Source organism: Streptomyces sp. NPDC088707 (genome assembly GCF_044752725.1).
Lineage (GTDB): Bacteria > Actinomycetota > Actinomycetes > Streptomycetales > Streptomycetaceae > Streptomyces.
Window position 1 is genome coordinate 647443 of sequence record NZ_JBIVLV010000002.1, and the last position, 23100, is coordinate 670542.

Below are 23100 nucleotides of genomic sequence, written 5' to 3' on the forward strand. Positions count from 1 at the left end.
ATGTCCTTCCTGGTGATCGGCGAATGCGTCGCCGACATCGTCCGCGCCCCGGCCGGCTCCGACTCCGCGGACCGCGTCCACCCGGGTGGCAGCCCCGCCAACGTCGCCTACGGCCTGGGGCGGCTCGGCAGGGACGTCACCCTGCTCACCCAGCTCGCCGACGACCCCACCGGCCGGCTCATCGGGGCCCACCTCGCGGGGGCGGGCGTACGGGTGGAGGTCGGGGACGTGCCCGAACGCACCCCGTCGGCGGTCGTCGGCCTCGACGCGCGCGGTCAGGCCTCGTACGCCTTCGACATCGCCTGGACGCTGAAGGGCGGGGCACCGGCCGACCTGGCGCCCCGCCATGTGCACATCGGCTCGATCGCCGCCGTCACCGCGCCCGGCGCGGCCGCCGTCCTCGCCGAGGCCGAGCGGCTGCGGGGGCGTGCCACCGTCAGCTACGACCCCAACGTGCGGCCCGCGCTGATGGGGGAGCGCGGGTCTGCCGTGACCCGCGTCGAGCGCTGCGTCGCCCTCAGCGACCTGGTCAAGGCGAGCGACGAGGACCTCGCCTGGCTGTATCCGGGCGAGGATCCGCGTGCGGTCGCCGCCCGTTGGCTGGCTCTCGGCCCGGCCGTCGTCCTCGTCACCCTGGGGGCGGCCGGGTCGTTCGCCGTCACCCGCCGTCACACGGCCGCCGCCGAGGCGCCGCCGGTCACCGTCGTCGACACGGTCGGCGCGGGCGACTCCTTCATGTCCGCCGTCCTCGACACCCTCGCCGGGCGGGAGCGGGACGCCCTCGGCACACTCGGCGCCGAGGACCTCGCGGAGCTCCTGGGGAGGGCGGGCGCGGCAGCGGCCGTCACCGTCTCACGGGCCGGAGCCCGGCCGCCCGACCGGGCCGAACTGGAGGCCGCCCGCGCGACGTTCGCCCTCAGGTCCGGGCGTGCGTGGTGATGTCCGAGGCGAACTGCTCGACCATCTCCGGGGTCACCGTCGGCCGGCACTCGCCGATGGCCGCCAGATAGTCCGCGGTGCTCGCCCCGGGTACCGGACCCACGCCGACCCGCCCGCCGACGGCGAGCAGGTCCCGCTCGAAGGAGGCCTGGGCGGCGATCCGGGCCGCGTGCTCGATGTCGGCCGGGGTGAACAGGTCGCTCGCCAGGACCAGTTCGTCGATGTCGACGTCCGTCCTGCCGTCGGTGTAGCGGGCCCAGATCGCCGCCCGCGCGGCCTTGTCCGGCGTACCGATCGGGATGAGGTAGTCGAAGCGGCCGGGCCGCAGGAACGCCGGGTCCAGTGAGCGGATCGAGTTGGTGGCGCAGACGAGCAGCCGCTCGTCCCGTTCCCTGAACCCCGGTATCAGCTTGAGGAGTTCGTTCGTCACCCCGTGCATGCCGCCGGGCTGCGCGGGTTCCGAGCGTACGGGCGCGATCTCCTCGACCTCGTCGATGAAGACGAGGACCCGCTCCAGCTCGGCGATCCGCGCGAAGGCGGACCGCAGGGCGGCGGCGAGGTTCCCCTCGTCGGCGAGGCGGGACGGCAGGATCTCCACGAACGGCCAGCCCAGCCGGGAGGCGATGCCGCGTGCGAACGTCGTCTTGCCGGTGCCCGGCGGACCGAACAGGCAGACCGCGCGCGGCGGCCGCACCCCGTGCCGGCCGGCCCGCTCCGGCTCGGCGAGCGGCAGCACCACCCGGCGCTCGATCAGGTCCTTCTCCCGCTCCATGCCGGCGACCTTGGCCCACAGGTCGCCGGGCAGGAGACGGCCGCCCAGGTCGTCGAGGAGCCCGGCGGCGGGACCGTGCAGCGGCTCCACCTTCTCGAAGTACGCGACGGCCGGCCGGCGTGTGTACCCGGCGTTGAGGAGCCCCTCGCCGAGGAGCTCCTCCTCCGGCAGGACGTACGCGATCCGCCCGACCCGGGCCGCCACCAGCCGCCGCTCCAGCTCCACGAGGAGCGCGCTGGCGAGTCCGCGGCCCCGCCAGGCCGAGGAGATGGCGATCCGCATGACCCACGCCCGCTCGCCGGAGACGGAGGCGAGCGCGGCGCCGATGGGCACGCCCTGGTGGACGGCCACCACGGCGGGCTGGCGGGTGGTCAGGGCGCTGATGCACTCGGCCAGCGAGAACACGGACTCCTGGCCGAGCTCCGCGGTCGTGTCGATCAGATGGACGACGGCGGCGAGATCGCTCTCGCGGTAGTCGTGGATGTGCCAGTTCACCGGTGGTACCGCCCCTCGTTGGTGCCGTTGCGGCGAGGCTAGGCGGGGCCTTCGGTCCGGGTCGTGCGCCATCCTGCACAAGGCGGCGCGGGCGAACGCGCCGTCGCGGCTCTATGCGGCGGCGGCGCTGTGCCGCGCGACGACGTTTCCCGGGCGGCGGGCGGGAATGCCTTCCGGCATGCGGAAGGCCCCCGGAGGAGTCCTCCGGGGGCCGCGTGCGCGTGACGAGGCCTTCAGCAGGCCGGACCTTCAGCAGGCGGGACCATCGGCAGGTCGGGACTCGCCGAGGGTCGGGACCGTCAGTAGGCCGGGGCCAGCTTCGGGTTCGGGCCGTGCGCGTTCTGGTGCTGCTCGCCCTCGGTGGCCGTGAAGACGATGAGGACGATGAAGCCGACGATCGGCACGATGCCGATGAGGACCCACCAGCCCGACCGGCCGGTGTCGTGGAGACGGCGGATGGTCACACCGAGGGACGGCAGGAAGACGGCCAGCGAGTAGAGCGTGCTCAGGAGCGAGAAGTCGAGCGCCATACCGACGATGGCGAGGACGACCGCGACGATGAAGTTGAACAGCTGGAACATCCAGAATTCCTGGCGGCGCGCCCGGCCGTTGAAGACCGCGTACTTCTTGATGACGTCGAGGTACCAGTTCACTTTGTCCCCCCAAGGACTGGGTATGCGTGCGGGAGAGCCTGTCCCTGTGGAGCAAGCTTTACGCAGAACTTAGGTGGCTGAAACCACATGGGTCAATTCGTTACCGGGCAGTGGCCGTTCCGGAGCGGGAAAGAGTGAACGGCGGCGCCTCCGGGTATGGAGGGGCCGCCGTTCCGGGAGAGGATCAGACAGTCACGTCCTTCGCTTGGTCATGAGCAGTCCGCCGGCCGTGAGGGAGAACAGACAGACGCACGCGCCGGTGATGACATTGCTGAGGATGATGCCGGTGTCGGGGCTCGACCCGACCAGCCACGGGGCGATGATCAGCCACGCGCCCATCAGCAGGACGACGAAGTTGAGGTCCTGGGACCGCTCGGGAACCATCGACATGCACAGGCCGAGGACCGCGAGGGCGATGCCGACGACCAGGTTGCTGACGGCGAGCGCCGGCTGGGTGGCGGAGAAGTGGACCGTCCACGCGGAGATCGCGGCGTAGATACCGGCGAGGATCACGAGTTCCTCGACCGCCGCGACACCTCGGGTCTGGAGCATACGGGCATATCGGTCCCGCATTTCCGGCGCATCGGGGTGTCCTGCGATATCACCAGGACGGTGAGAGACGTCGGCCATACGACTCGCCTCCTTCTGGCGTCATGCACGTCTGACCGCACTTGCGGCACATGTTGCCGCTGCTTCATTGTGCTCTTATCTGGCCTTTATGTGTAGGTCTGCCCGATAAGGGATGCGCACAGAATTTGAGCTGCGGATATGCGTGGACCCACCAAATGGCGATCTTGTTCAACAAAAATTCAATGCACAGGTGAACTGCTTGCGGCATGGGTATGCGCGGGTTCGCAGAAGTGCCCGCCGGGACGCCCGCGCGTAGCCTGGAAGTGGACTCGGGGATTCCGCCCCTCCATCGCCGGGAGCGAATGATGACCGGCATCGTCAAGAAGAGCTTCGACGCAGCGGACGAGACCCGTCCCTTCGAGGACGGCAAGGGCAGGCTCGACCTGGTGAGCGGTAGGAGCGGCGCGGTCGGCCGCGCCGTGTTCGAGCCGGGCTGGCAGTGGTCCAAGCACGTCAAACCGATCGCCGGCACCGACAGTTGCCAGGCGGCGCACGTGGGATACATCGTGAGCGGCCGGATGAAGGTCGTCATGGACGACGGCGAGACGACCGAGTACGGCGCCGGGGACTACATGGAGGTCCAGCCGGGTCACGACGCGTGGGTCCTCGGTGACGACGCCTGCGTCGCGCTGGACTGGACGGGCTTCAGCGACTACGCGAAGCCGTCCGGCTGACCGGACAGCCGTGCGCCTCCTCGCACGACCGGCGGCGCCGCCCTCCCCGGTCCCGGGCACCGCCCCCGCTCAGCGGTGGCCGAACCGCACCCCCTCCCACGGGACCCGGTCGTCCGGGAAGGACTCGGGACACCGTTGGTCCAGGCTCCGCGGGGGCGCGGCCTCGATCACCGGGTCGGCCCCCTCGACCCGCCGCAGCCACTCGACCAGCGCGTCGCGCAACCCGTCGGCCACCTCGCGATGGGAGGAGAGGCCCACCAGGTTCTCCAGCTCGTACGGATCGGCGGCCAGGTCGTACAACTCGGTCTCCTGGTAGAGACCGGCGGCCGCCTCACGCCAGGGGTCCACCCCGGGCGGCGCCGACACCACGTACTTCCACCGCTCGGTGCGCACCGCCCGCCCGACCTGGTCCTCGCTGATCTGGACGAAGGCCGACGCCGGCCGGTCCGGGTCGGTCCCGCCGCCGACGAGCGCCAGCAGCGACCGGCCCTGCACGCCTTCGGGTACGTCGAGCCCCACGGCCTCGACCAGGGTCGGCATCAGGTCGACCGTGGACACGGGCTGCCGGACGAGACCGCCGCCCCGGAAGCCCGGACCGGTCAGGACCCACGGCACCCGCACGGAGGCGTCGTGCGCCGAGCGTTTGTACTCGGAGTTGCGGGTGCGGAAGTGGGAGCCGTGGTCGGCGGTCCAGGCGAGCACGGTGTCGTCCTCGATGTCCAGACTGCGCAGCGCGTCACGCAGCCGCCCCACCCCCTCGTCCACCCGCTTGATCTGTCCGAGGTAGCCGCCGAGATGCCGGTGGGCACCCCCTTGCGGCGCGGACGGGCTCAGCGCGGCGAGATCCGGCGGCAGCCACCGGCCCTCGTATCGCTCCCGGTACCCGGCGGGCGCGGGGTAGTCGTCCGTCGCGTTCTGGTGATGGGGTTCGAGCAGCGAGAGGAAGAGCAGGAACGGCCTGTCGTGATGGTCGGCGACGAAGCGGATCGCCGCGTCGACGAGCGCGTCCGAGCGGTAGCCCGGCAACCGGACCGGCTCGCCGTCCTCGTCGAACACCACCGTACGGTGGGCGTCCGAGGTGAACTCGAGCCGGTCCGAGGCCAGCCAGTGCGTGTAGCCGCCCCGCCGCCCGGGCGGCACCGGGCCGTCGGGCGAGGTCTCGCCCGCCAGGTGCCACTTGCCGATGTACCCCGTGACATAGCCCGCCGCGCCGAGGACCGAGGCGAGGGTGGGCGTGTCGGCGGGCAGTGGGAGGCCGTTGCGGAAGACGCCGGTGGAGGTCGGCCAGCGGCCGGTCTGCAGCGCCGAGCGGGCCGGCGCGCAGACCGGGTTGGGGGTGATGGCCCGTTCGACCAGGGTGCCCTCGCGGGCCAGTCGGTCGAACTCGGGCGTCACCCCCGCCGGATTGCCGTGGGCGCCCGCGGTGTCCCACCGCTGCTGGTCGGTGAGGACCACGATCACCCGGGGCGGGACGCCGGTCATACGGCGGCGGGCTCCTCCGCCGAGTCGCCCGAGGCGATGCCGAACGCCGGGTCCGGTACGGACTCGGGGGCGAGCAGCACCGAGGAGCGTCCGTCCACGCCGACCGGCACGTCGCCGTCGATGGTCACACGGCGCAGCTTGCGCACGTGGTCGTCGGAGTCGTCCACGCCGTAGTGCTGGGTGGCGCGGTTGTCCCAGATGGCCACGTCGCCGACCTGCCACTGCCAGCGCACGGTGTTCTCCGGGCGCTCGACGTGCGACTGGAAGAGGCCGAGCAGGGCGCGGGAGTCGGCGCCCGTCAGACCGCTGATCCGCTGGACGAAGTTGCCGAGAAGCAGGGTTCGCTCGCCGGTCTCGGGGTGGACCCGCACCACCGGGTGCTCCGTGAGGAACTTCGTGGAGGCGAAGATCTCGCGGAAGCGGGCGAGCTGCTCCGGGAGGGCGCCGGGGCGCAGGGCCGCGTAGTCGTAGTCGTTGGAGTGCACCGCGCGCAGGCTGTCGGCCAGGGCGCGCAGCGGTTCGGGGAGGTTCTCGTACGCGGTGGCGGTGTTGGCCCACAGGGTGTTGCCGCCGTACGGCGGGATGACGACCGCGCGCAGGATCGAGAAGGCGGGGTAGGCGGGCACGAAGGTCACGTCGGTGTGCCACTGGTTGGCGCGGCCGCCGTAGGCCGAGTCGATCGGGAAGGAGTAGCGGCCGTCCGCGGAGGGGACGGTGGGGTGGGCGACGGGCGTGCCGAGGAGCCGGCCGAAGGCCTCGTGGGCCTCCTCGTCGAGGTGGTCCTGGCCGCGGAAGAAGACGACCTTGTGCGTGAGGAGTGCGGAGCGGATCTCGGCCACGGTCTCGGCGGGGAGGTCGCCGCCGAGGCGGACGCCGGAGATGACGGCGCCGAGGCGGCCGCCGACCTTCTGGACGGTGACGGACTCGGTGGTGGTCGCGGTCGACATGGTGGGTCCTTTCATGGGTCCGGTGGGGTTCCGGACAGGTGTCGGACGGGTGGCGGACGGGTGGCGGACGGTGTCGGACGGGTGCCGGTCTGTCGGTACTTCGACAGCCCGGACGGAATTAATCTCGGAGCGGAAGTAATGAGGAGAGGGGAAGCCCCGGCGAGAGCCGACGAGTTCCCGCGGGGTCTCCTGCGTCCTGGGAGCGCCGCGAAGGGCTCGGGCGGCGGCCGACGGGCCTCGGGGCAGGACGCGACGTGCGAGAGCAGGAGCAGCGGACCGCTCACAGGAGGGGATCGCGAGGATCAGACGCCGGAGACGGCGGGACAGGAGGAGGTCGCGAACATGTCCCGGAGACTGGCAGCGGCCGCCGCGGCACGTCAAGCGCACGTCCGCTCCCCGGACGGCCGCCCCCGATGGTTGAATCGGCGCCTGCCCGGCGCCCCCGAACCGGTCCGGATCATCCCGTCGAACCGCCTTTGAACTGCGGTGACTTCCCGTCGCGACCGGATCGGGAAGGGTGCGGGCGGCAGGCCGCCGGTCCCCGCGGGGGCGAGCCCGGGATTTCACACCACCGCAACAGAGACCAGAGAGGCACCCATGACGAGGAACACCCCGTACGGTTCCCGGATGGCCGGCGACGGCCGGCGCGAGGCCAACGCCGCCACCGTCCTGCGGACCGTCCTCGACCACGGACCGGTGGCCCGCAGCGCCGTCGCCCGGCTCTCCGGCCTCAGCCCCGCCGCCGTCTCGCGCCAGGCCACCGACCTCACCCGGCTCGGCCTGCTGCGCGAGCTGCCCGAACCGGCCGGAGGCGGGGGAGTCGGGCGGCCCCAGATCCCCGTCGACCTGCACATCGGCGCCTCCGGCGGGCCGGTCGCCGGCGGTGTCCATCTCGGCGTCCCCGGTTCGACCTTCGCCCTCGTCGACCTGCGCGGACAGGTCCTGGCCCGGCACTCGTACCCCCACGACGGCATCCCGCCGGAGGGGCTGCCCGGTGCCGTCGCCCGCGAACTCCGTGCCTTCCTCGACGCGCACACGAGGGGGCGGCCTCTGCTCGGGGTCGGCGCGGCGGTCGGCGGCTGGGTGGATCCCGCCGAGGGCGTGGTCGTCCGCCACCAGGCCCTGGGGTGGCGCCGCCGCCCGCTCGCCGCCGAACTCGCCCGTGGCCTCGGCGGACACACCGTGCGGGTGGACAACCACGCCCGGTCCATCGCCCAGTCGGAGATCCTCTTCGGTCGGCCCGCCGCCCGGCGGAGCCTGGTCCACCTGTTCATCGGCAATGTCGTCGACGCGGCCGTCGGGCTCGCCGGGGTCGTCCACCAGGGCCCCGGGGCCGCGGCCGGTGACGTGGCGCACCTGCCCGTGCCCGACTCCACCGTCCCCTGCCCGTGCGGACGTTCCGGCTGCCTGGAGGCGACCGCCTCGAACACCGCGCTCGGCCGCACCGCCGTGCGCCGCGGGATCGTGCCCGAACCCGACACCTCCCTGGTGGTGGACGCGGCGGCGGCGGGGGACCGGCGCGCCGACCGGCTGCTGCGCGAGCGGGCCCGCGCGGTGGGCCGCGCCGTCGCCCTTCTGCTCGACGTCGTCAACCCCGATCTGGTCGTGGTGACCGAGCAGGCGAGCGTCCTCGCACCGGAGTACCTGGAGGAGATCCGGGGGGCCGCGATCGACCTCTCGCACGTCTGCGACGATCCCGAACGCATCGTCAGTCCACATGCTGGACCGGCCACGCTGCCCGTCGCGGCGGGTACGGTTCTGCTGAATCCCCTGTTCAGGAGGCCTCTTGAGACCATCGGCGAGTTGTTCCCCCGGGGTGGTGGCAACTGATGTCGTCTCAGAATGCGGTCAGGCCCGGTTGACCGGCCCGCGAAGCCACTGTCATATTGCTCCCGTGAATCCGGACATGAGCCTCATCCGCCGCAGGCACGTCGACCTCTGTCGACAGGCCGGCGCGGTCTGTGCCGTCCGCGTCTGACCCAGGCGCCGGCCACCGCACCGGCCCCACCCGTTCCGCTCCGGCCCTGCCGAAGGCGGGTCGCCCGCCGTCGCTCCGCTGACGGACCGCGCCCTCCGAGGTTCCGGACGCCGGCCGGGTCGCGTCACACCGTCACCGCGCCGCATCTCCACCGCGTCACCCCTTCACGCCCGCACCTCGTCGCCGCATCCTCGCGCGTCGCGCCGGAATCCCGTCCCTGCGGGAGCCCGGCGCCCCACCCCTCTTCGCTTCCCTCTTTTCTTCCGCAGCGGAACGAATCAGTGCGTCCGCGCGCCCCGACCTCTTCCCCAGGCAGGCATCGATGACCGAGCTGTACTCCTCCACACCCTCCGCCCCCTCCCGGCGCACCACCCTGCGCGCCGCGGGCGGCGGCACCCTGCTGCTCGGTCTCGGACTCGCCGGCTGCCGCTCGGCGGTCTCCGAGGCCGAGACGCCCGCCGGAAAGGCCGGTGCGGGGCCCCGCCGCGGCGGCACCGTCACCGTCGCCGTCAACAGCGACTTCACGCCCAGCCTGCTCTTCGCCCAGAGCGGCCAGTCGCTCCAGCAGCGGCTGATCTACAACACGCTCACCCGCTACGACGATCAGCTGAAGCCGCAGCCGGAACTCGCCACCTCCTGGGACTACGCCGAGGACGGCCGCAGCATCACCCTCAAGCTGCGTACCGGCGTCACCTACCACGACGGCCGCCCCTTCACCGCCGACGATGTGGTCTTCGCGGTGAAGAACCTTCAGAATCCGCTCCGCGCAGCCCAGTTGAGGGCCACGGCGGCCGCCGTCACCGGCTTCGAGAAGCGCGGTGACCACGAGCTCGTCCTGCGGCTGGCCCATCCCGTGAACAACCTCTTCGACCTCTTCGAATTCATGATCATCACCGACGGGAACAGCGTCGAGGACGCCGTCACCGGCAAGAAGCTCAACGGCACCGGGCCCTTCCGGCTGACCAGGTGGAGCCCCGGCACCGGCCTCAGCCTCACCCGCAACGAGACGTACTGGCAGCCCGACCGCCCCTACCTCGACGGCGTCGAACTCCGCGTCGTGCCCCAGGCCGACGCCCTGCTGTCCTCCCTGCGGACCGGCCAGTCCCAGCTCTCCTTCAGCGTCCCCGGCAAGAACCTCGCCGTCGTCGCCTCCACCCCCGAACTCGCCATCAGCGAGTACACCACCGGAGGCGGCGCCTACTACCTCGGCGTCAACACCACCGTCGCCCCGCTGAACGACAAGACCGTCCGGCAGGCCCTCGCCCGGGCCATCGACCGCGAACGGATCCTCAAGCAGGTACTCGGCGGCTACGGGCTCGCCTCCGCCGCCCCCTGGCCCAAGTCCTCACCCGCCTTCACCGAGGCCGGCCGCACCCACTACACGTACGACCCCGGAAAGGCCCGAGAGCTCCTCAGGTCGGCCGGCCACACCCGGCTCGACCTGCCGCTCCTCCACATCAACCTGCCCGGCGACACCGCGGTCGCCGAGGCGATCCAGTACGACCTCAAGCAGATCGGCGTCCAGGTCACTCTCCAGCCCACCGACCCGGCCACCGCGCAGAAGAACCTCATCTCCCAGAAGATGCCGGGTCTCTGGGCCATGAGCCACGGCTTCGCCCAGGTCCAGCCCTCCACCCTCGCCGTCAGCGCGTACCCCTTCAACGAGGCCAAGAACACCTCGAAGTTCCGCTCCGCCGCCTACACGAAGATCGTCCGCGAGGCCTGGACCACACCCGGGACCGGCGCCCGCGCCAACGCCCTCCGGCAGCAGATCACCGACACCCTCCTCGACGAGGCGTTCATCATCGACCTCGTCATCCGCGGCGCCGTCCAGGTCTCCGCGAAGAAGCTGCGCGGCGTCACCCTCAACAAGTTCTCCTATCTCAACCTCGACGACGCCTACCTGGCGGGCTGAGATGCGCGGCTACCTGCTGCGGAGGCTCCCCTCCGCCCTCCTCGTCCTCCTGGTCGCCTCCTTCGTCGCCTTCGCCCTCCTCCGGCTCGTCCCCGGAGACCCCGCCGCCGTCCTCGCGGGCCCCGACGCGAGCCCCGAGACCGAGGCGGCCATCCGGGCCCGCCTCGGACTCGACGCCCCGCTGCACACCCAGTACCTCCGGTGGATCGGAGACCTCCTCACCGGAGACCTCGGACCGTCCTACGCGATCGGCGGACAGACCGCCGACCTCATCGGCGAGGGACTCGGCGCCACCGTCGAACTCACCCTCGGAGCCCTGCTGTTCGTCGTCGTCCTCGGCGCCGCCTTCGGCATCCTCGGCGCCACATCCCGCAACCGCTGGGTCGTCGGAGCCGTACGGATCCTCACCACCACCGCGCTCGCCGTACCGCCCTTCGTCACCGGTGTCCTCCTCGTCCTCCTCTTCGCGGTCGTCCTCGGCGTCCTGCCCCCGGGCGGACGCGTCCCGCTCCTCACCGCACCCGACCTCGGCGTCCAGTACCTGCTGCTGCCCGCCCTCTGCCTCGCCCTTCCCAGCGCCGCCGTCCTCGGCCGCTACCTCAAGGACGGCATCGAGCGCGCCCTCGCCGAGGACTACGTCCGCACCGCCACCGCCGCCGGCATCGCCCCACGGCGCCTCCTCCGGCGACACGCGCTGCCGAACGCCCTCCCGCCGGTCGTCACCCTCCTCGGCATGCAGACCGGCCACCTCCTCGGCGGCGCCGTCCTCGTCGAGGCGATCTTCGCCTGGCCGGGCCTCGGCCAGCTCGCCGAACAGGCCCTGGTCCGCCGCGACTACCCCGTCGTCCAGGACCTGCTGCTGCTCCTCGTCACCGTCTTCGTCCTCGTCCAGCTGCTGACCGACCTCGTCCACGCCTGGCTCGACCCCCGGATCAGGTGGGAGTGACCGCCATGACCACCCTCCTCACGAAGGCCGCGCCGCCCGTCGCGCGCCGCCTCCATCCCTACCGGGCCGCCCTCGCCACCGCCCGCGGCCGCACCGGACTCGCCCTCGTCGGCCTGGTCGTCCTCGCCGGACTCCTCGCGCCACTCCTCGCCGGACACGGGCCCACCGACCAGAGCGGCCTCGCGCTCGCCCCGCCCGGCGCCCCCGGCCACCCGCTCGGCACCGACGACCTCGGCCGCGACCTCCTCGCCCGGCTGCTCCACGGCATCCGCGCGGACCTCGGCATCATCGTCGTCGCCGTGCCGCTCGGCGCCGCCCTCGGCTGCCTCCTCGCCCTGGCGGCAGCCGCCCACCCGATCGCGGACACCGTCGTCCAGCGCACCTTCGACCTGATCCTCGCCTTCCCCGGCCTGATCCTGGCGCTCGCCGTGACCGCCGTCCTCGGCCCCGGCCGGCTGCCCGTGATCCTGGTCATCGCGCTCGCCGAGATCCCCGTCTTCGGACGGCTCCTGCGCACCGGGATCCTCGTCCAGCGCGGCCGGGAGTACGTGACGGCCGCCCGCGTCGGCGGCACCTCGGGCGGCCGGATCCTCACCCGCCACATCCTGCCGAACGCCGCCGACCCGCTCGTCGTCCAGATCGCCGTCTCCCTCACCGTCGCCGTCTTCATCGAAGGGGCGATGAGCTTCCTCGGCGTGGGCGTCCGGCCTCCCGAACCCACCCTCGGAGCCGTCCTCAGTCAGTCGATGCCCTATCTCGCCCAGGCCCCGCACTTCGCCGCCGGACCGCTCGTGACCGTGACCGTGCTCGTCCTCGGCCTTTCCCTGACCGCCGAGGCACTGAACCGGGAGATACGCCGATGACCACCCCACCTCTCCTCGAAGTCCAGGGCCTCGACGTGGAGTTCACCACTCCCGGCGGGGGGAGGCTGCACGCCGTCCGGGACGTGTCCTTCACCCTCCGACGGGGCGAGACGCTCGCCGTCGTCGGCGAGTCCGGCTCCGGCAAGTCCACCACCGCCCTCGCCCTGCTCGGGATGCTGCCCGGCACCGGCCGGGTGAGCGGCGGCTCGGTCCGGCTCGACGGCGAGGACCTCGTCACAGCCGGGGAGGACCGGCTCCGGGCCGTACGGGGCGCCCGTATCGGCATGATCTTCCAGGACCCGATGACGGCCCTCAACCCCGTCCTCACGATCGGCCGCCACCTCGACGAGGTCCTCCGCGCCCACGCGGGACCCGCGCACCCGGAACCCGCCCACGCGGGACCCGCCCACGCGGGACACCTTCCCGCCGGACGCGCCCGGGTGGCAGACGCCCCCGGCCGACGCGGCAGGACCGCCCGGCGCGCCCGTGCCGTCGAGCTGCTCCGCCTCGTCGGCATCCCCGACCCCGAGCGGCGCCTCGACGACCACCCGCACCAGTTCTCCGGCGGCCAGCGCCAGCGGATCCTGATCGCCATGGCCCTCGCCGGCGAACCCGACGTGCTCCTCGCGGACGAACCGACGACCGCCCTCGACGCCACCGTCCAGGACCAGTTCCTCACCCTCCTCGGCGACCTCACCCGTAGCACCGGCACAGCGGTCGTCCTCATCACCCACAACATGGGCGTCGTCGCCCGCGCCTGCGAACGCGTCCTCGTGATGTACGGAGGCACGGTCGTCGAGGACGGCCCCACCGCCGAGGTCCTCACCCGCCCGCGCCACCCCTACACCGCCGGCCTCCTCGCCGCCGTGCCCCGGCTCTCCGCCCCCTCCGGCACCCGCCTGACCGGCATCCCCGGCACCCCGCCCGACCTGAGCCTCCCGCTCGCCGGCTGCGCCTTCGCCGCCCGCTGCACCCTGGCCGAGGACCGCTGCGCGACCACCGTCCCCCCGCTCGTCGCCGTCGGCGGAGCCCTCGGGAGCACCGTCCGCGCCGCCTGCCTGCCCGCCGCCGAACACGCCGAACCGCTGCCGCCGCCCCCGCCGCCCGCCCGGATCGACCGCCCCGAACCCGGAGCCGTCGTCCTGGCCGCCGAGGGAGTGCACAAGACGTACCGGAGTCGTCGGCGCCGCTTCACCGCCCTCGACGACGTCTCGATCACCCTCGCTGCGGGGGAGACGCTCGGGATCGTCGGCGAGTCCGGCTCCGGCAAGTCGACCCTCGCCCGGGTCCTCGCCCACGCCCACCCCGCCGACGCGGGCCGGATCCTCCTCGACGGCCGGGACGTCACCCGCCCCGGTCGCGCGGAGCTGCACGCCGTACGCCGCCGTGTGCAGATGGTCTTCCAGGACCCCTACGCCTCCCTCAACCCCCGCATGACCGTGGGGGAGATCGTGGCCGAGCCGCTGCGCGCCTTCGGCATCGGCACCCCCGCGGAGCGTCCCGCCCGCGTCGCGGAACTCCTCCGCCTCGTCGGCCTCGACCCGGCCACCGCCGACCGGCACCCCCGCTCGTTCTCCGGCGGCCAGCGCCAGCGGGTCGGCATCGCCCGCGCCCTCGCCCCGGAACCGGCCGTCCTCATCTGCGACGAACCCGTCTCCGCGCTCGACGTCTCCGTCCAGGCCCAGATCGTCGGCCTCCTCACCGACCTCCAGCGCGACCTGGGCCTCGCCCTCGTCTTCATCGCCCACGACCTGGCCGTCGTCCGCCAGGTCAGCCACCGCATCGCGGTGATGCACGGCGGCCGGATCGTGGAGACCGGAGGCGCCGACGAGCTGTGCGAACGACCCCGCGACCCCTACACGCGCGCGCTGCTCGCCGCCGCGCCCGAGCCCGTACCCGTCGCGGCCCGGCAGCCCGCACGACCCGCGACCGAGGCGGTGTCCGTATGACCGCCTGCTGCACCCCCGGACGCGGCTGCACCGCCGGCACCGGCCGTCAGGGCGCCCTCGCGCTCCTCCCGTCGCCCACCGTACGGACCGCGCCGCAGCTCCACCCCCTGGTGGAGCTGCCGGGCGGCACCTTCCGCATGGGCGACGCGTTCGGTGAGGGCTACCCCGCCGACCGCGAGGGACCCGTCCGGGAGGTGACCGTCGCCCCCTTCGCGATCGCCGCCACCGCCGTCACCAACGCCCGGTACGCCGCGTTCGTCGAGGCCACCGGACACCGCACCGACGCCGAACGCTTCGGCTCCTCCTTCGTCTTCCACCTGCTGCTCCGTCCCGCCGCCGAACGCCACGTCCTCGGCGCCGTCCCGCAGGCCCCCTGGTGGCTCGGCGTCAGCGGCGCCGCCTGGCACGCCCCCGAGGGCCCCGGCTCGGACCTCGAAGGCCGCGCCGATCACCCCGTCGTGCACATCAGCCACGACGACGCCCTCGCCTACTGCGCCTGGGCCGGTGTCCGGCTGCCCACCGAGGCCGAATGGGAGTACGCGGCCCGCGGCGGACTCGACGGCGCCCGCTACCCGTGGGGCGACGAGTTCACCCCCGGCGGGCGGGAGATGTGCAACACGTGGCTCGGCGCGTTCCCGAACCGCTCGGAACGGCCCGGCGGACACCTCGGCACCGTCCCCGTCACCGCGTACTCCCCCAACGGGTACGGCCTCCACAACACCTCCGGAAACGTCTGGGAGTGGTGCGCCGACGCCTGGGACCGCGACGGCCGCGAGCGCGTCATCCGCGGCGGCTCGTACCTCTGCCACGCCTCCTACTGCAACCGCTACCGGGTCGCCGCCCGCTCCCACAACACCCCCGACTCCTCGACCGGCCACGGCGGCTTCCGCGTCGCCCGCTCGCTCCCCCCGGAAGGACCCGCCCCCGCATGACCACCGGAACCCCGCGCGAAGCCGCGCAGTCCACCGGCACGCCACCCGCAGCCCCTCGGCCGGCCGCCACCCGGCGCGACCCCTACGAGGGGTTCGCCGGGCATGTCGGCCGTACCTTCGCGGAGTCCGAGCCCGCCTGGCCCGGCCGGACCACCCCGCCCGCCAAGGCCCCCAACATCGTCGTCGTCCTCGTCGACGACATGGGCTTCAGCGACATCGGACCCTTCGGCTCCGAGATCCCCACGCCCGTCCTCGACGGACTCGCCGACACCGGCGTCCGGCTCACCAACTACCACACCATGCCCCTGTGCTCACCGGCCCGGGCCGCCCTGCTCACCGGGCTCAACCCGCACCGCGTCGGCTACGCCATGGTCGCCAACTCCGACCCCGGGTTCCCCGGCTACGGCATGGAGATCGCCGACGACATCCCCACCCTCGCCGAACTCCTCCACGACGCCGGCTACGCCACCTACGCCGTCGGCAAATGGCACCTCGTCCGCGACTCCGCCTCCAACGCGGCGAACGACCGCGTCAACTGGCCCCTGCAGAAGGGCTTCGACCAGTACTACGGAGTCCTGGAAGGGCTCACCAGCCTCTTCCACCCGCACCAGCTCGTCCGGGACAACAGCCCCCTCGACATCGACGAGTTCCCCGACGACTACTACTACACCGACGACATCACCGACCAGGCGATCTCCATGGTGAAGTCGCTGCGCGCCCACGAGCCGGACAAGCCCTTCTTCCTCTACCTCGCCCACAACGCCGTCCACGGCCCCCTCCAGGCCAAGGCCGAGGACATCGCCCGCCACCGCGGCCGCTACGACGAGGGCTGGGACGTCCTGCGCGAGCGGCGCTTCGCCGCCCAGCTCGCCGCCGGCCTCTTCCCACCCGGCACCGGACTCCCCGCCCGCAACAGCGAGGCCGGACTCGACGTCCCCGCCTGGGATTCCCTGACGGACGATCAGCAGCGGCTCTACGCGCGCTACATGGAGGTGTACGCGGCACTCGTCGACAACATCGACCAGAACCTCGGCCGCCTCACCGACACCCTCGCCGCCCTCGGTGAACTCGACAACACCGTCATCGTCTTCACCTCCGACAACGGCGGCACCGGCGAGGGCGGCGCCGAGGGCACCCGCTCGTACTTCAGCCGCTTCGTCCACCACCCCCGCCTCCCCGGCGACTGGGACCCCGACGTCGACCGCGACCCCGAACTCATCGGCGGCCCCCGCAGCCTCGTCCACTACCCCCGCGGCTGGGGCATGGCCTCCAACACCCCCTTCCGCCTCTACAAGGGCCACACCTACGCGGGCGGCGTCCGCGTGCCGTTCGTCCTCTCCTGGCCCGAAGGTGTCAGGGACGGCCGGCTCGCGAGCGGACTGCGCCCCCAGTACCAGTACGTCACCGACATCGCCCCCACCCTCCTCGAACTCGCCGGTCTCGGCCGGCCCGAGAGCCGCAGGGGCGTCCCGCTCCAGGAACCGGACGGCATCAGCTTCGGGGCCGTTCTCGCCGACGCCGCCCACGAATCGACCCACCCCGAGCAGTACTGCGAGATGACCGGCAACCGCAGCCACTACCGCGACGGCCACAAGCTCGTCACCCTCCACCGGCCCGGTGCCCCCTACGACGACTCCGAATGGGCCCTGTACGACATCCGTACCGACCCCACCGAGATCCACGACCTCGCCGCAGCCCGGCCCGAGCTCGTCAAGGAGCTCTCCGCGGCCTGGGAGGACGCCGCCTGGCGCAACGGAGTCTTCCCGCTGCCCGACCACAGCGGCGCCCTCGCCCGCCGCAACCCCGCCGAGGAGCGCCTCAGCCGCCCCCTCACCCTGCTGCCCGGCACCCCGGAGCTGGAGCGCTACCGCTCCTCCCGGCTCGTCTCCCTGCGCTCCTTCGAGATCGCCGTGGCCGTCGACGAGACCGGGGACGGTGTCCTCGTCTCCCACGGCGACCAGGGCGGCGGCTACAGCCTCTACGTCGAGAACGGGCGGCTCGCCCTCGCCTACAACGAGTACGGCACCCTCCACGAGACCGACGCGGGCCCCCTCGACCCCGGCCCGCACGAGATCCTCCTCGCCGCCACGGCGGAGGAGGGACTGCGCTGGCGGTTCACGATCACCGTGGACGGCGAGCTCCGCGCCGCCCCCGACAGCGTGCACCAGCTCATCGGCATGGCCCCGTTCCAGGGGATCAGCGTCGGCGTCGACCGGAAGTCCCCCGTCTCCTGGCCGCTCTTCGAACGCCACCGGTCCTTCCGCTACACCGGCCGGCTGACGTCCGTCACCTACCGGCCCGGCGCCCCCGGCCCCGACGCGCCCGAAGCCGTCGCCGCCGCGCTCAAGGAGGCCGCCGCCGCCTTCGAGTAAACCGCCCGCGAGCAGACCGGCCCGTCCGGGGGTCGGCCCGCGAAAATCCCGGGCCGACCCCGCGGGACGGAGGCACAATGCCCGTATGACCATCCAAGATCACCGCACGTCCGTGCCGTACACCGGGGACGAGCGCACCGTCCTCACGGCCATGCTCGACTTCCAGCGCGACACCCTCGCCCTGAAGTGCGAGGGCCTCACGCCGGAGCAGCTGCGGACGCGCGCGGTCGACCCCTCCGCGCTCTCCCTCCTCGGCCTGGTCCGCCATGCCGCCGAGGTCGAGCGCGGATGGTTCCGGAACACGCTCAACGGGGAGCGGAGCCGCAGCCCCTGGACGCCGCCGGGCTCCACCGACCGGGCCGACTTCGACGTGGACCATGCCGACGTCGACGAGGCGTTCACCGTCTGGCGGGAGGAGTGCGCCCGTGCTCGCGCGATCGTGGCCGCTGCCGAGTCCCTCGACGCCACGGGAACCCACGAGGGCGAGACGTACTCCGTGCGCTACGTCCTCGCCCACATGATCGAGGAGTACGCACGGCACAACGGCCACGCCGACCTGCTGCGCGAACGCCTCGACGGCACGACGGGGGAGTGACCCGTGACGTCCCCCGAACCCCTGACGAGCCCGACGGACACCCCGACGTCGCCGAGGCCGTCGCCGGCGAACTGGCGCTCCTCGACCCCGCCGTACGCGTCTCCCGGGCGCGCGCCGCCGAACTGCTCGACCCCGAGTTCGTCGAGGTCGGCGCCTCCGGCCGGCGCTGGACGTACGAGGAGATGCTCGACGAACTCGCCGAGATGTCCGGCGCCACGGAGGACGGACCCCGCTACGAGCCCACCGCCTTCTCGGCGACCCTGCTCGCCCCCGGCGTCGTCCACCTCACCTACGAGACGGACCTCGACGGCCGCAGGGCCAGGCGCAGTTCGCTCTGGCGCCGCGACCCCGGCGCGCCGGCCGGTACGGGCCTGCGGATGTACTACCACCAGGGAACGCCCGTACCCGAGGCGGACGTTCAGCCGTAGGCGTCGGTGACGCAGTCGACCGCGCAGCGCCCGTGCTCGAACCGGCGGCGCAGCGCGGCCGCCGCGTGCCTCCGCTCCACCCCGGCGTACCCGTAGCGCTCCTGCGTCGTGCGCACCACGGCCTCGACGGTGACGATCGCCGGTTCGCCCTCACCGGCGGACCGGCGGGCCAGCGCGATCACATGGTCGGCCGCCCGCTGCAGGTCGCGGGCGTACTCCCGCTGGGTCACCGAGCGGGCACGGGACGCGGCGAACGGCCGGACCGCGCGCCCCTTCCAGAGGACGCCGACGGTGATGAGCCCCGCACCGAGCAGGAGGACGAGCACGCCCCCCACGGCGTCATGCGTCCACCGCATCATGGGCCGCCTTCCCCTGGACCTGCCCGTCCCCCGGGCGTTCCGAGTCTAGGGCTCGGGACGATGATCCCGTGGCCGCGCCCAGGCAGGTGTCCAGATGTCGGTCTCCCGCCCTGTCGCAGCCGGGGACCCGGGGGTCTCGGGTGAGGCGGCGAGATGCTCGCGAAGGGTGAGCAGCGAGGGGTGCGGGTTGTCCACGGCCCACAGAAGTGAGTGCGGATAGACCGGAGTCGGACCGTGCACGGCGACGCGCCGCAGATCGTGCCCCTGCGGCCAGACGAGGCGGGTGCCCGCGCCGACGAAGGTCGCAAGGTCCGGGGAGTCCGCGATGGTGTCGAACAGCGCCTCGGGGCCGAAGTCCGGGCCTGTCACCTCGATGGTGAGCCCGAACCGGGCGGCCAGGTCCGCGTAGTAGGCCGCCCACTCCGTCCCGCCGACGATGCCGGGGATCCAGATCCGAAGGCCGGCGAGCCGCGCGAGCGGGACGGAACGCGCGCCCGCGAGCACGTGCCCGGGGCCTGTCAGGAGCTGCAGCGGCTCGTCCAGGACCGGCACCGCCCCGATGCCCTCGGGAAGCCGTCGGCCGGGCATGGTGACCGCCCGGAAGGACGCGTCGATCGTGCCGGCCCCGAGGGCGGCGACGGCCGCGTCGGCGTCGAACAGCGTCACGACGTCCAGCTCGATCCCGGGATGCGCCCGGTGGAACCCCCGCAGCAGCCCCGCGGTCGCCAGCCGCCGGCCGATCACGTCCACCCGCAGCGCCCGCCGCTCGGGCCGTACGGAGGCCATCGCCCGCGCCTCGGCCTGCAGCAGGGTGCGGGCGTGCGGCAGGAACGCCTGCCCGTCGATCGTCACCTCCGCCCCGCGCGGGGTGCGGGCGAGCAGCCGCACACCGAGCTCCTTCTCCAGCGCGGCGACCCGCTTGGAGACGGCCTGCTGGGTGACCGCCAGCTCGGCGGCCGCCTCCCGGAACCGGCCCGAGTCCACCACGGCGAGGAACGTGCGTACGGCTTCGAGATCCACGCCCCGCAGCCTAGCCCGACAACCGGCGGTTGTGTGGTCCGTGCGCACCGGTTGTTTGATCTGCGGGTCCTCCGCTCGCTTGGATGGCGACCGTCGGTCCGTGGTTGTGCGGCCGGTCGGCGAGAGGGGTACGGGCATGGCGGGCGGGGTGTCCCTCGGACGGGACTTCGGATGGCTGTGGGCGGCGTACGCGGCCGGCACCCTGGGCACCTGGGTCGCCTTCAACGCCTTCCCCCTGCTGGCCCTCACCGTGCTCCACAAGGGCTCCGCCGAGGTGGCCGCGCTGGCCGCCGTGGGAGCCGCCGTCGGGGCGGCGGTCGCGCTGCCGCTCGGCCCCTGGGTGGAGTTCCGCCGCAAGCGGCCCGTGATGGTCGCCATGGACCTCGTGCGGTGCGCTGCGATGCTGAGCGTCGCGGCCGCGTACGCGCTCGACCGGCTCGGCTTCGTCCAGCTCCTCGTCGTCTCCGTGCTCGTCGCCGCGGCCGACATCACCTTCGGCGCCGCCTCCGGCGCCTGCCTGAAGGCGCTCGTACCGGCGGAGGGCCGCCTCGTCGCGCAGGCCAGGCTCGAATCCACGACCTGGACCGCGACCGTCGTCGGACCGCCGCTCGGCGGCGCCCTGGTCGCCTTCGCCGGCCCGGTGGCGACCGTACTGGTCGACGCACTGAGCTATCTGCTCTCGGCGGCGGGCATCCGCGCGATCAGGGGGCGCGAGCCCGGCCCCACGCGCGGGGCGGGGGCGGGGATGAGGGCCGGCGACCTTCTCGAAGGGTGGCGGCACATCCTCGCCCAGCCGGTCCTGCGCCCGCTGTTCCTCAACTCCGTCCTGGTCAACGGCCTCATCATGGCGACCGCCCCCCTGCTGGCCGTCCTGATGCTCGGGCCGCTGGGCTTCGCCCCCTGGCAGTACGGGCTCGCCTTCGCGGTGCCCTGTATCGGCGGGCTCGTGGGCTCACGGCTCGCCCGCCCGCTCGTCGCGCGCTACGGCCGGCACCGGGTCCTGCGGACCTCGGGCGTGCTCCGTGCGTGCTGGCCGGTCGGCCTCGTCCTGGTCCACCCCGGTGTCACGGGGCTCCTGCTCGTGATGGCGGTCGAGTTGGCGCTGATCACCTGCGCCGCCGTGTTCACCCCGGTGCTCGCCGCCCACCGCCTCGATCTGACGCCGACCGACCGGGTCGCCCGTACCCTCACCGCCTGGTCCGTCACCGCGAAGGCCTCCCTCGCCGCCCTGACCGCGCTCTGGGGGCTGCTCGCCGCCGCTGTCGGACCCCGTGCGGCGATCGGCCTGGCGGGCGTCCTGCTGCTTGCGACGCCGCTGCTGCTGCCCAGGGAGGAGGGGCGGGCGACAGCGGGCGTTGACACGTGTAAGTGACGGTGGCAGGCTCCTGCCCCGGGCTTCGTGTGCCCCCGCGCAGAAGGAGCAGCACCCATGAGCACCACCGGCACGAACACGGCCGCCTCCGGCAGCACAGTGACCACCGACCGCGGTCCCGTCCGCGGCGAGCGCCGCGCCGACGGCAGCCTGTGCTTCCTCGGCATCCCGTACGCCCAGCCGCCCGTCGGCGACCTGCGGTTCGCCGCGCCCGTGCCGCCGGAGCCGTGGACGGAGCCGCTGGACGCCACCGCGTACGGCCCGACGGCCCAGCGCCGCCCGTTCGCCGAGATCACCACCATCCCCGAGCCCTCCGTCCCCGGTGCCGGCATCCTCAACCTCAACGTCTTCACCCCCGACACCGACCCCGCGGCCGCTCTGCCCGTCCTCGTCTGGATCCACGGCGGCGGCTACGTCGCCGGCTCGGCGGCCAGCCCCTGGTACGACGGAGCCGCCTTCAACCGGGACGGCGTCGTCCTCGTCTCGGTCGGCTACCGCCTCGGCATCGAGGGCTTCCTGCACCTGGAGGACGCCCCCGACAACCGCGGCGTGCGCGACTGGATCGCCGCCCTGGAATGGGTACGGGACAACATCGCGGCCTTCGGCGGCGACCCCGCCAAGGTCACCGTCGCCGGACAGTCGGCGGGCGGCGGCGCCGTCCAGACCCTCCTCGCCGTCCCCGCCGCCCAGGGCCTGTTCCGTGGCGCGCTCTCCGTCTCGGGCGCCGTCCCGCGCCCCGACGGCCCCGAGGCCGCCCGCGCCGCCTCCCGGCTCCTCACCGCCCGCACCGGCGTACCGGCCACCGCCGCCGCCCTCCGCGACCTCGGCGACGACGAGATCCTCGCCCTCCAGGACCGCATGAGCGAGCCGGGCCCCGACCGCGAGGGCCTGCCGCCGCTGCTGTCCTTCGCCCCCTTCGCCGACGGCGAGCTCATCCCGCTGCCCGTGCTCGACGCGCTCACGACGGGCGAGGCGGGCGCGGACGTGCCGCTGATGCTCGGCTTCACCGAGCACGAGTTCACGATGTTCCCCGCGCCCGGCCCGGAGGGCCCGCCGCTGCCCGTCCTCCTCGGCGGCCTCGGCCTCGACCCCGCGCGGACCGACGCCCTCACGGAGGCGTACGCGGACGGCGGCCCGGAGCGGCTCTTCGGCCAGGCGCTGACCGACGCGACCTTCCGCGCCCCGAACCTGGCCGTCGCCGATGCCCGCGCCGCCCGCGAACGGCCCACCTGGTTCTACGAGTTCGCCTGGCGCTCGCCTGCCGCGGACCTCGCCTTCCACTGCGTCGACCTGCCCTTCGCCTTCGACCTCCTCGATGCGGAGGGAGTCGCGGCCGTCGCCGGGGACGCACCGCCGCGCGTGCTCGCCGACGCCATGCACCGGGCCTGGGTCGCCTTCGTGACCGACCAGGACCCGGGCGCCGACTGGCCCCGCTACACGGAGGCCGGACGAGCCACGATGATCTGGGACACCGAACCCCGGGTCGCCTCGGACCCGGTCCACCGGGTCCGCGAACTCTGGTTGGACCGAGTACCGGACGGGCCCGGGCGCCTGGGCTGAGCGGGGATGGCGGGCGCGCGGGACGGGGCTGCCACACGGGGACCGCCGGCTCAACAGGCGTGTGTCACACGCTTTTCATACGCCGTGCATGGTCCGCCGGGGCGGCTGCCGCCATGCTCGGCTGGATGCCGGGGGCGGACGACAGGCCCTTGCCCGCCCCTGGCACCCAGCCGTTCCCGGCACGCCCGCGCGCGCCGCGTCCGACTCCCCGCCCAAGGA

The 23100-nt window shown here is 73.4% G+C and carries 21 protein-coding genes; 14 read left to right on the top strand and 7 right to left on the bottom strand.

Features of this window, described 5'->3' with window-relative positions; all coding sequences use genetic code 11:
- Complete coding sequence (locus ACIP84_RS10230) at positions 1-939, top strand: carbohydrate kinase (protein WP_401796877.1); 939 nt, start codon at positions 1-3, stop codon at positions 937-939.
- Here the strand turns inward: ACIP84_RS10230 and ACIP84_RS10235 are convergent.
- The 3 genes from ACIP84_RS10235 to ACIP84_RS10245 form a co-directional block, all read right to left on the bottom strand.
- Positions 917-2206 (bottom strand): ATP-binding protein, encoded by a 1290-nt coding sequence (locus ACIP84_RS10235; protein WP_401796880.1) that lies wholly within the window; start codon positions 2204-2206, stop codon positions 917-919. The genes ACIP84_RS10230 and ACIP84_RS10235 overlap by 23 nt on opposite strands.
- Before the next feature lie 299 nt (positions 2207-2505).
- The gene (locus ACIP84_RS10240) at positions 2506-2859 is read right to left on the bottom strand and encodes a DUF805 domain-containing protein (protein ID WP_355958624.1); all 354 of its coding nucleotides are present in this window, start codon (positions 2857-2859) and stop codon (positions 2506-2508) included.
- A gap of 192 nt (positions 2860-3051) precedes the next feature.
- On the bottom strand, positions 3052-3411 hold the full coding sequence (locus ACIP84_RS10245) for an SPW repeat protein (RefSeq protein ID WP_355958623.1): 360 nt from the start codon (positions 3409-3411) through the stop codon (positions 3052-3054).
- Positions 3412-3794: 383 nt separating this feature from the next.
- Between ACIP84_RS10245 and ACIP84_RS10250 the strand changes: the two genes are divergently transcribed.
- On the top strand, positions 3795-4163 hold the full coding sequence (locus ACIP84_RS10250) for a cupin domain-containing protein (protein WP_355958621.1): 369 nt from the start codon (positions 3795-3797) through the stop codon (positions 4161-4163).
- Positions 4164-4232: 69 nt separating this feature from the next.
- Here ACIP84_RS10250 and ACIP84_RS10255 read toward each other — a convergent pair whose 3' ends face one another.
- Positions 4233-5645 carry a sulfatase-like hydrolase/transferase gene (locus tag ACIP84_RS10255; protein ID WP_401796884.1) on the bottom strand — a complete coding sequence of 471 codons (1413 nt, stop codon included), beginning with the start codon at positions 5643-5645 and terminating at the stop codon, positions 4233-4235.
- Positions 5642-6592: a TauD/TfdA dioxygenase family protein gene (locus tag ACIP84_RS10260; protein WP_401796886.1), complete on the bottom strand. Its 951-nt coding sequence runs from the start codon at positions 6590-6592 to the stop codon at positions 5642-5644. The genes ACIP84_RS10255 and ACIP84_RS10260 overlap by 4 nt, the downstream gene beginning before the upstream one ends.
- A gap of 597 nt (positions 6593-7189) precedes the next feature.
- On the opposite strand from ACIP84_RS10260, the gene ACIP84_RS10265 reads away from it, so the two are divergent.
- From ACIP84_RS10265 to ACIP84_RS10310, 10 genes are all read left to right on the top strand, one after another.
- Positions 7190-8422: an ROK family protein gene (locus ACIP84_RS10265; protein WP_401796889.1), complete on the top strand. Its 1233-nt coding sequence runs from the start codon at positions 7190-7192 to the stop codon at positions 8420-8422.
- Positions 8423-8498: 76 nt separating this feature from the next.
- Complete coding sequence (locus tag ACIP84_RS10270) at positions 8499-8570, top strand: putative leader peptide (protein ID WP_355958768.1); 72 nt, start codon at positions 8499-8501, stop codon at positions 8568-8570.
- Between the two features lie 322 nt (positions 8571-8892).
- Positions 8893-10485, top strand: a complete 1593-nt coding sequence (locus ACIP84_RS10275; protein ID WP_401796892.1) for an ABC transporter substrate-binding protein — start codon at positions 8893-8895, stop codon at positions 10483-10485.
- 1 nt (position 10486) lies between these two features.
- Complete coding sequence (locus ACIP84_RS10280; protein WP_355958612.1) at positions 10487-11431, top strand: ABC transporter permease; 945 nt, start codon at positions 10487-10489, stop codon at positions 11429-11431.
- The gene (locus ACIP84_RS10285; protein WP_401796895.1) at positions 11428-12294 is read left to right on the top strand and encodes an ABC transporter permease; all 867 of its coding nucleotides are present in this window, start codon (positions 11428-11430) and stop codon (positions 12292-12294) included. The genes ACIP84_RS10280 and ACIP84_RS10285 overlap by 4 nt, the downstream gene beginning before the upstream one ends.
- Positions 12291-14243, top strand: a complete 1953-nt coding sequence (locus ACIP84_RS10290; RefSeq protein ID WP_401796898.1) for a dipeptide ABC transporter ATP-binding protein — start codon at positions 12291-12293, stop codon at positions 14241-14243. The genes ACIP84_RS10285 and ACIP84_RS10290 overlap by 4 nt, the downstream gene beginning before the upstream one ends.
- Positions 14240-15175 (top strand): formylglycine-generating enzyme family protein, encoded by a 936-nt coding sequence (locus tag ACIP84_RS10295; protein ID WP_401796901.1) that lies wholly within the window; start codon positions 14240-14242, stop codon positions 15173-15175. Before ACIP84_RS10290 ends, ACIP84_RS10295 begins: the two co-directional genes overlap by 4 nt.
- Complete coding sequence (locus tag ACIP84_RS10300) at positions 15172-17547, top strand: arylsulfatase (RefSeq protein WP_401796904.1); 2376 nt, start codon at positions 15172-15174, stop codon at positions 17545-17547. The genes ACIP84_RS10295 and ACIP84_RS10300 overlap by 4 nt, the downstream gene beginning before the upstream one ends.
- Before the next feature lie 85 nt (positions 17548-17632).
- Entirely contained in the window at positions 17633-18142 is a 510-nt protein-coding gene (locus tag ACIP84_RS10305; protein ID WP_401796907.1) for a DinB family protein, read from the top strand.
- On the top strand, positions 18139-18570 hold the full coding sequence (locus ACIP84_RS10310; RefSeq protein ID WP_401796910.1) for a DUF4440 domain-containing protein: 432 nt from the start codon (positions 18139-18141) through the stop codon (positions 18568-18570). The genes ACIP84_RS10305 and ACIP84_RS10310 overlap by 4 nt, the downstream gene beginning before the upstream one ends.
- Here ACIP84_RS10310 and ACIP84_RS10315 read toward each other — a convergent pair.
- Together ACIP84_RS10315 and ACIP84_RS10320 are read right to left on the bottom strand one after the other, a co-directional pair.
- Positions 18561-18929 carry a hypothetical protein gene (locus ACIP84_RS10315; protein WP_401796913.1) on the bottom strand — a complete coding sequence of 123 codons (369 nt, stop codon included), beginning with the start codon at positions 18927-18929 and terminating at the stop codon, positions 18561-18563. The genes ACIP84_RS10310 and ACIP84_RS10315 overlap by 10 nt on opposite strands.
- Positions 18930-18974: 45 nt before the next feature.
- The gene (locus ACIP84_RS10320) at positions 18975-19949 is read right to left on the bottom strand and encodes a LysR family transcriptional regulator (RefSeq protein WP_355958599.1); all 975 of its coding nucleotides are present in this window, start codon (positions 19947-19949) and stop codon (positions 18975-18977) included.
- A gap of 136 nt (positions 19950-20085) precedes the next feature.
- Here ACIP84_RS10320 and ACIP84_RS10325 point away from each other — a divergent pair, with 136 nt between their 5' ends.
- Complete coding sequence (locus tag ACIP84_RS10325; RefSeq protein WP_401797121.1) at positions 20086-21321, top strand: MFS transporter; 1236 nt, start codon at positions 20086-20088, stop codon at positions 21319-21321.
- 57 nt (positions 21322-21378) lie between these two features.
- Positions 21379-22881, top strand: a complete 1503-nt coding sequence (locus ACIP84_RS10330; RefSeq protein ID WP_401796916.1) for a carboxylesterase/lipase family protein — start codon at positions 21379-21381, stop codon at positions 22879-22881.
- Positions 22882-23100: the final 219 nt, after the last annotated feature.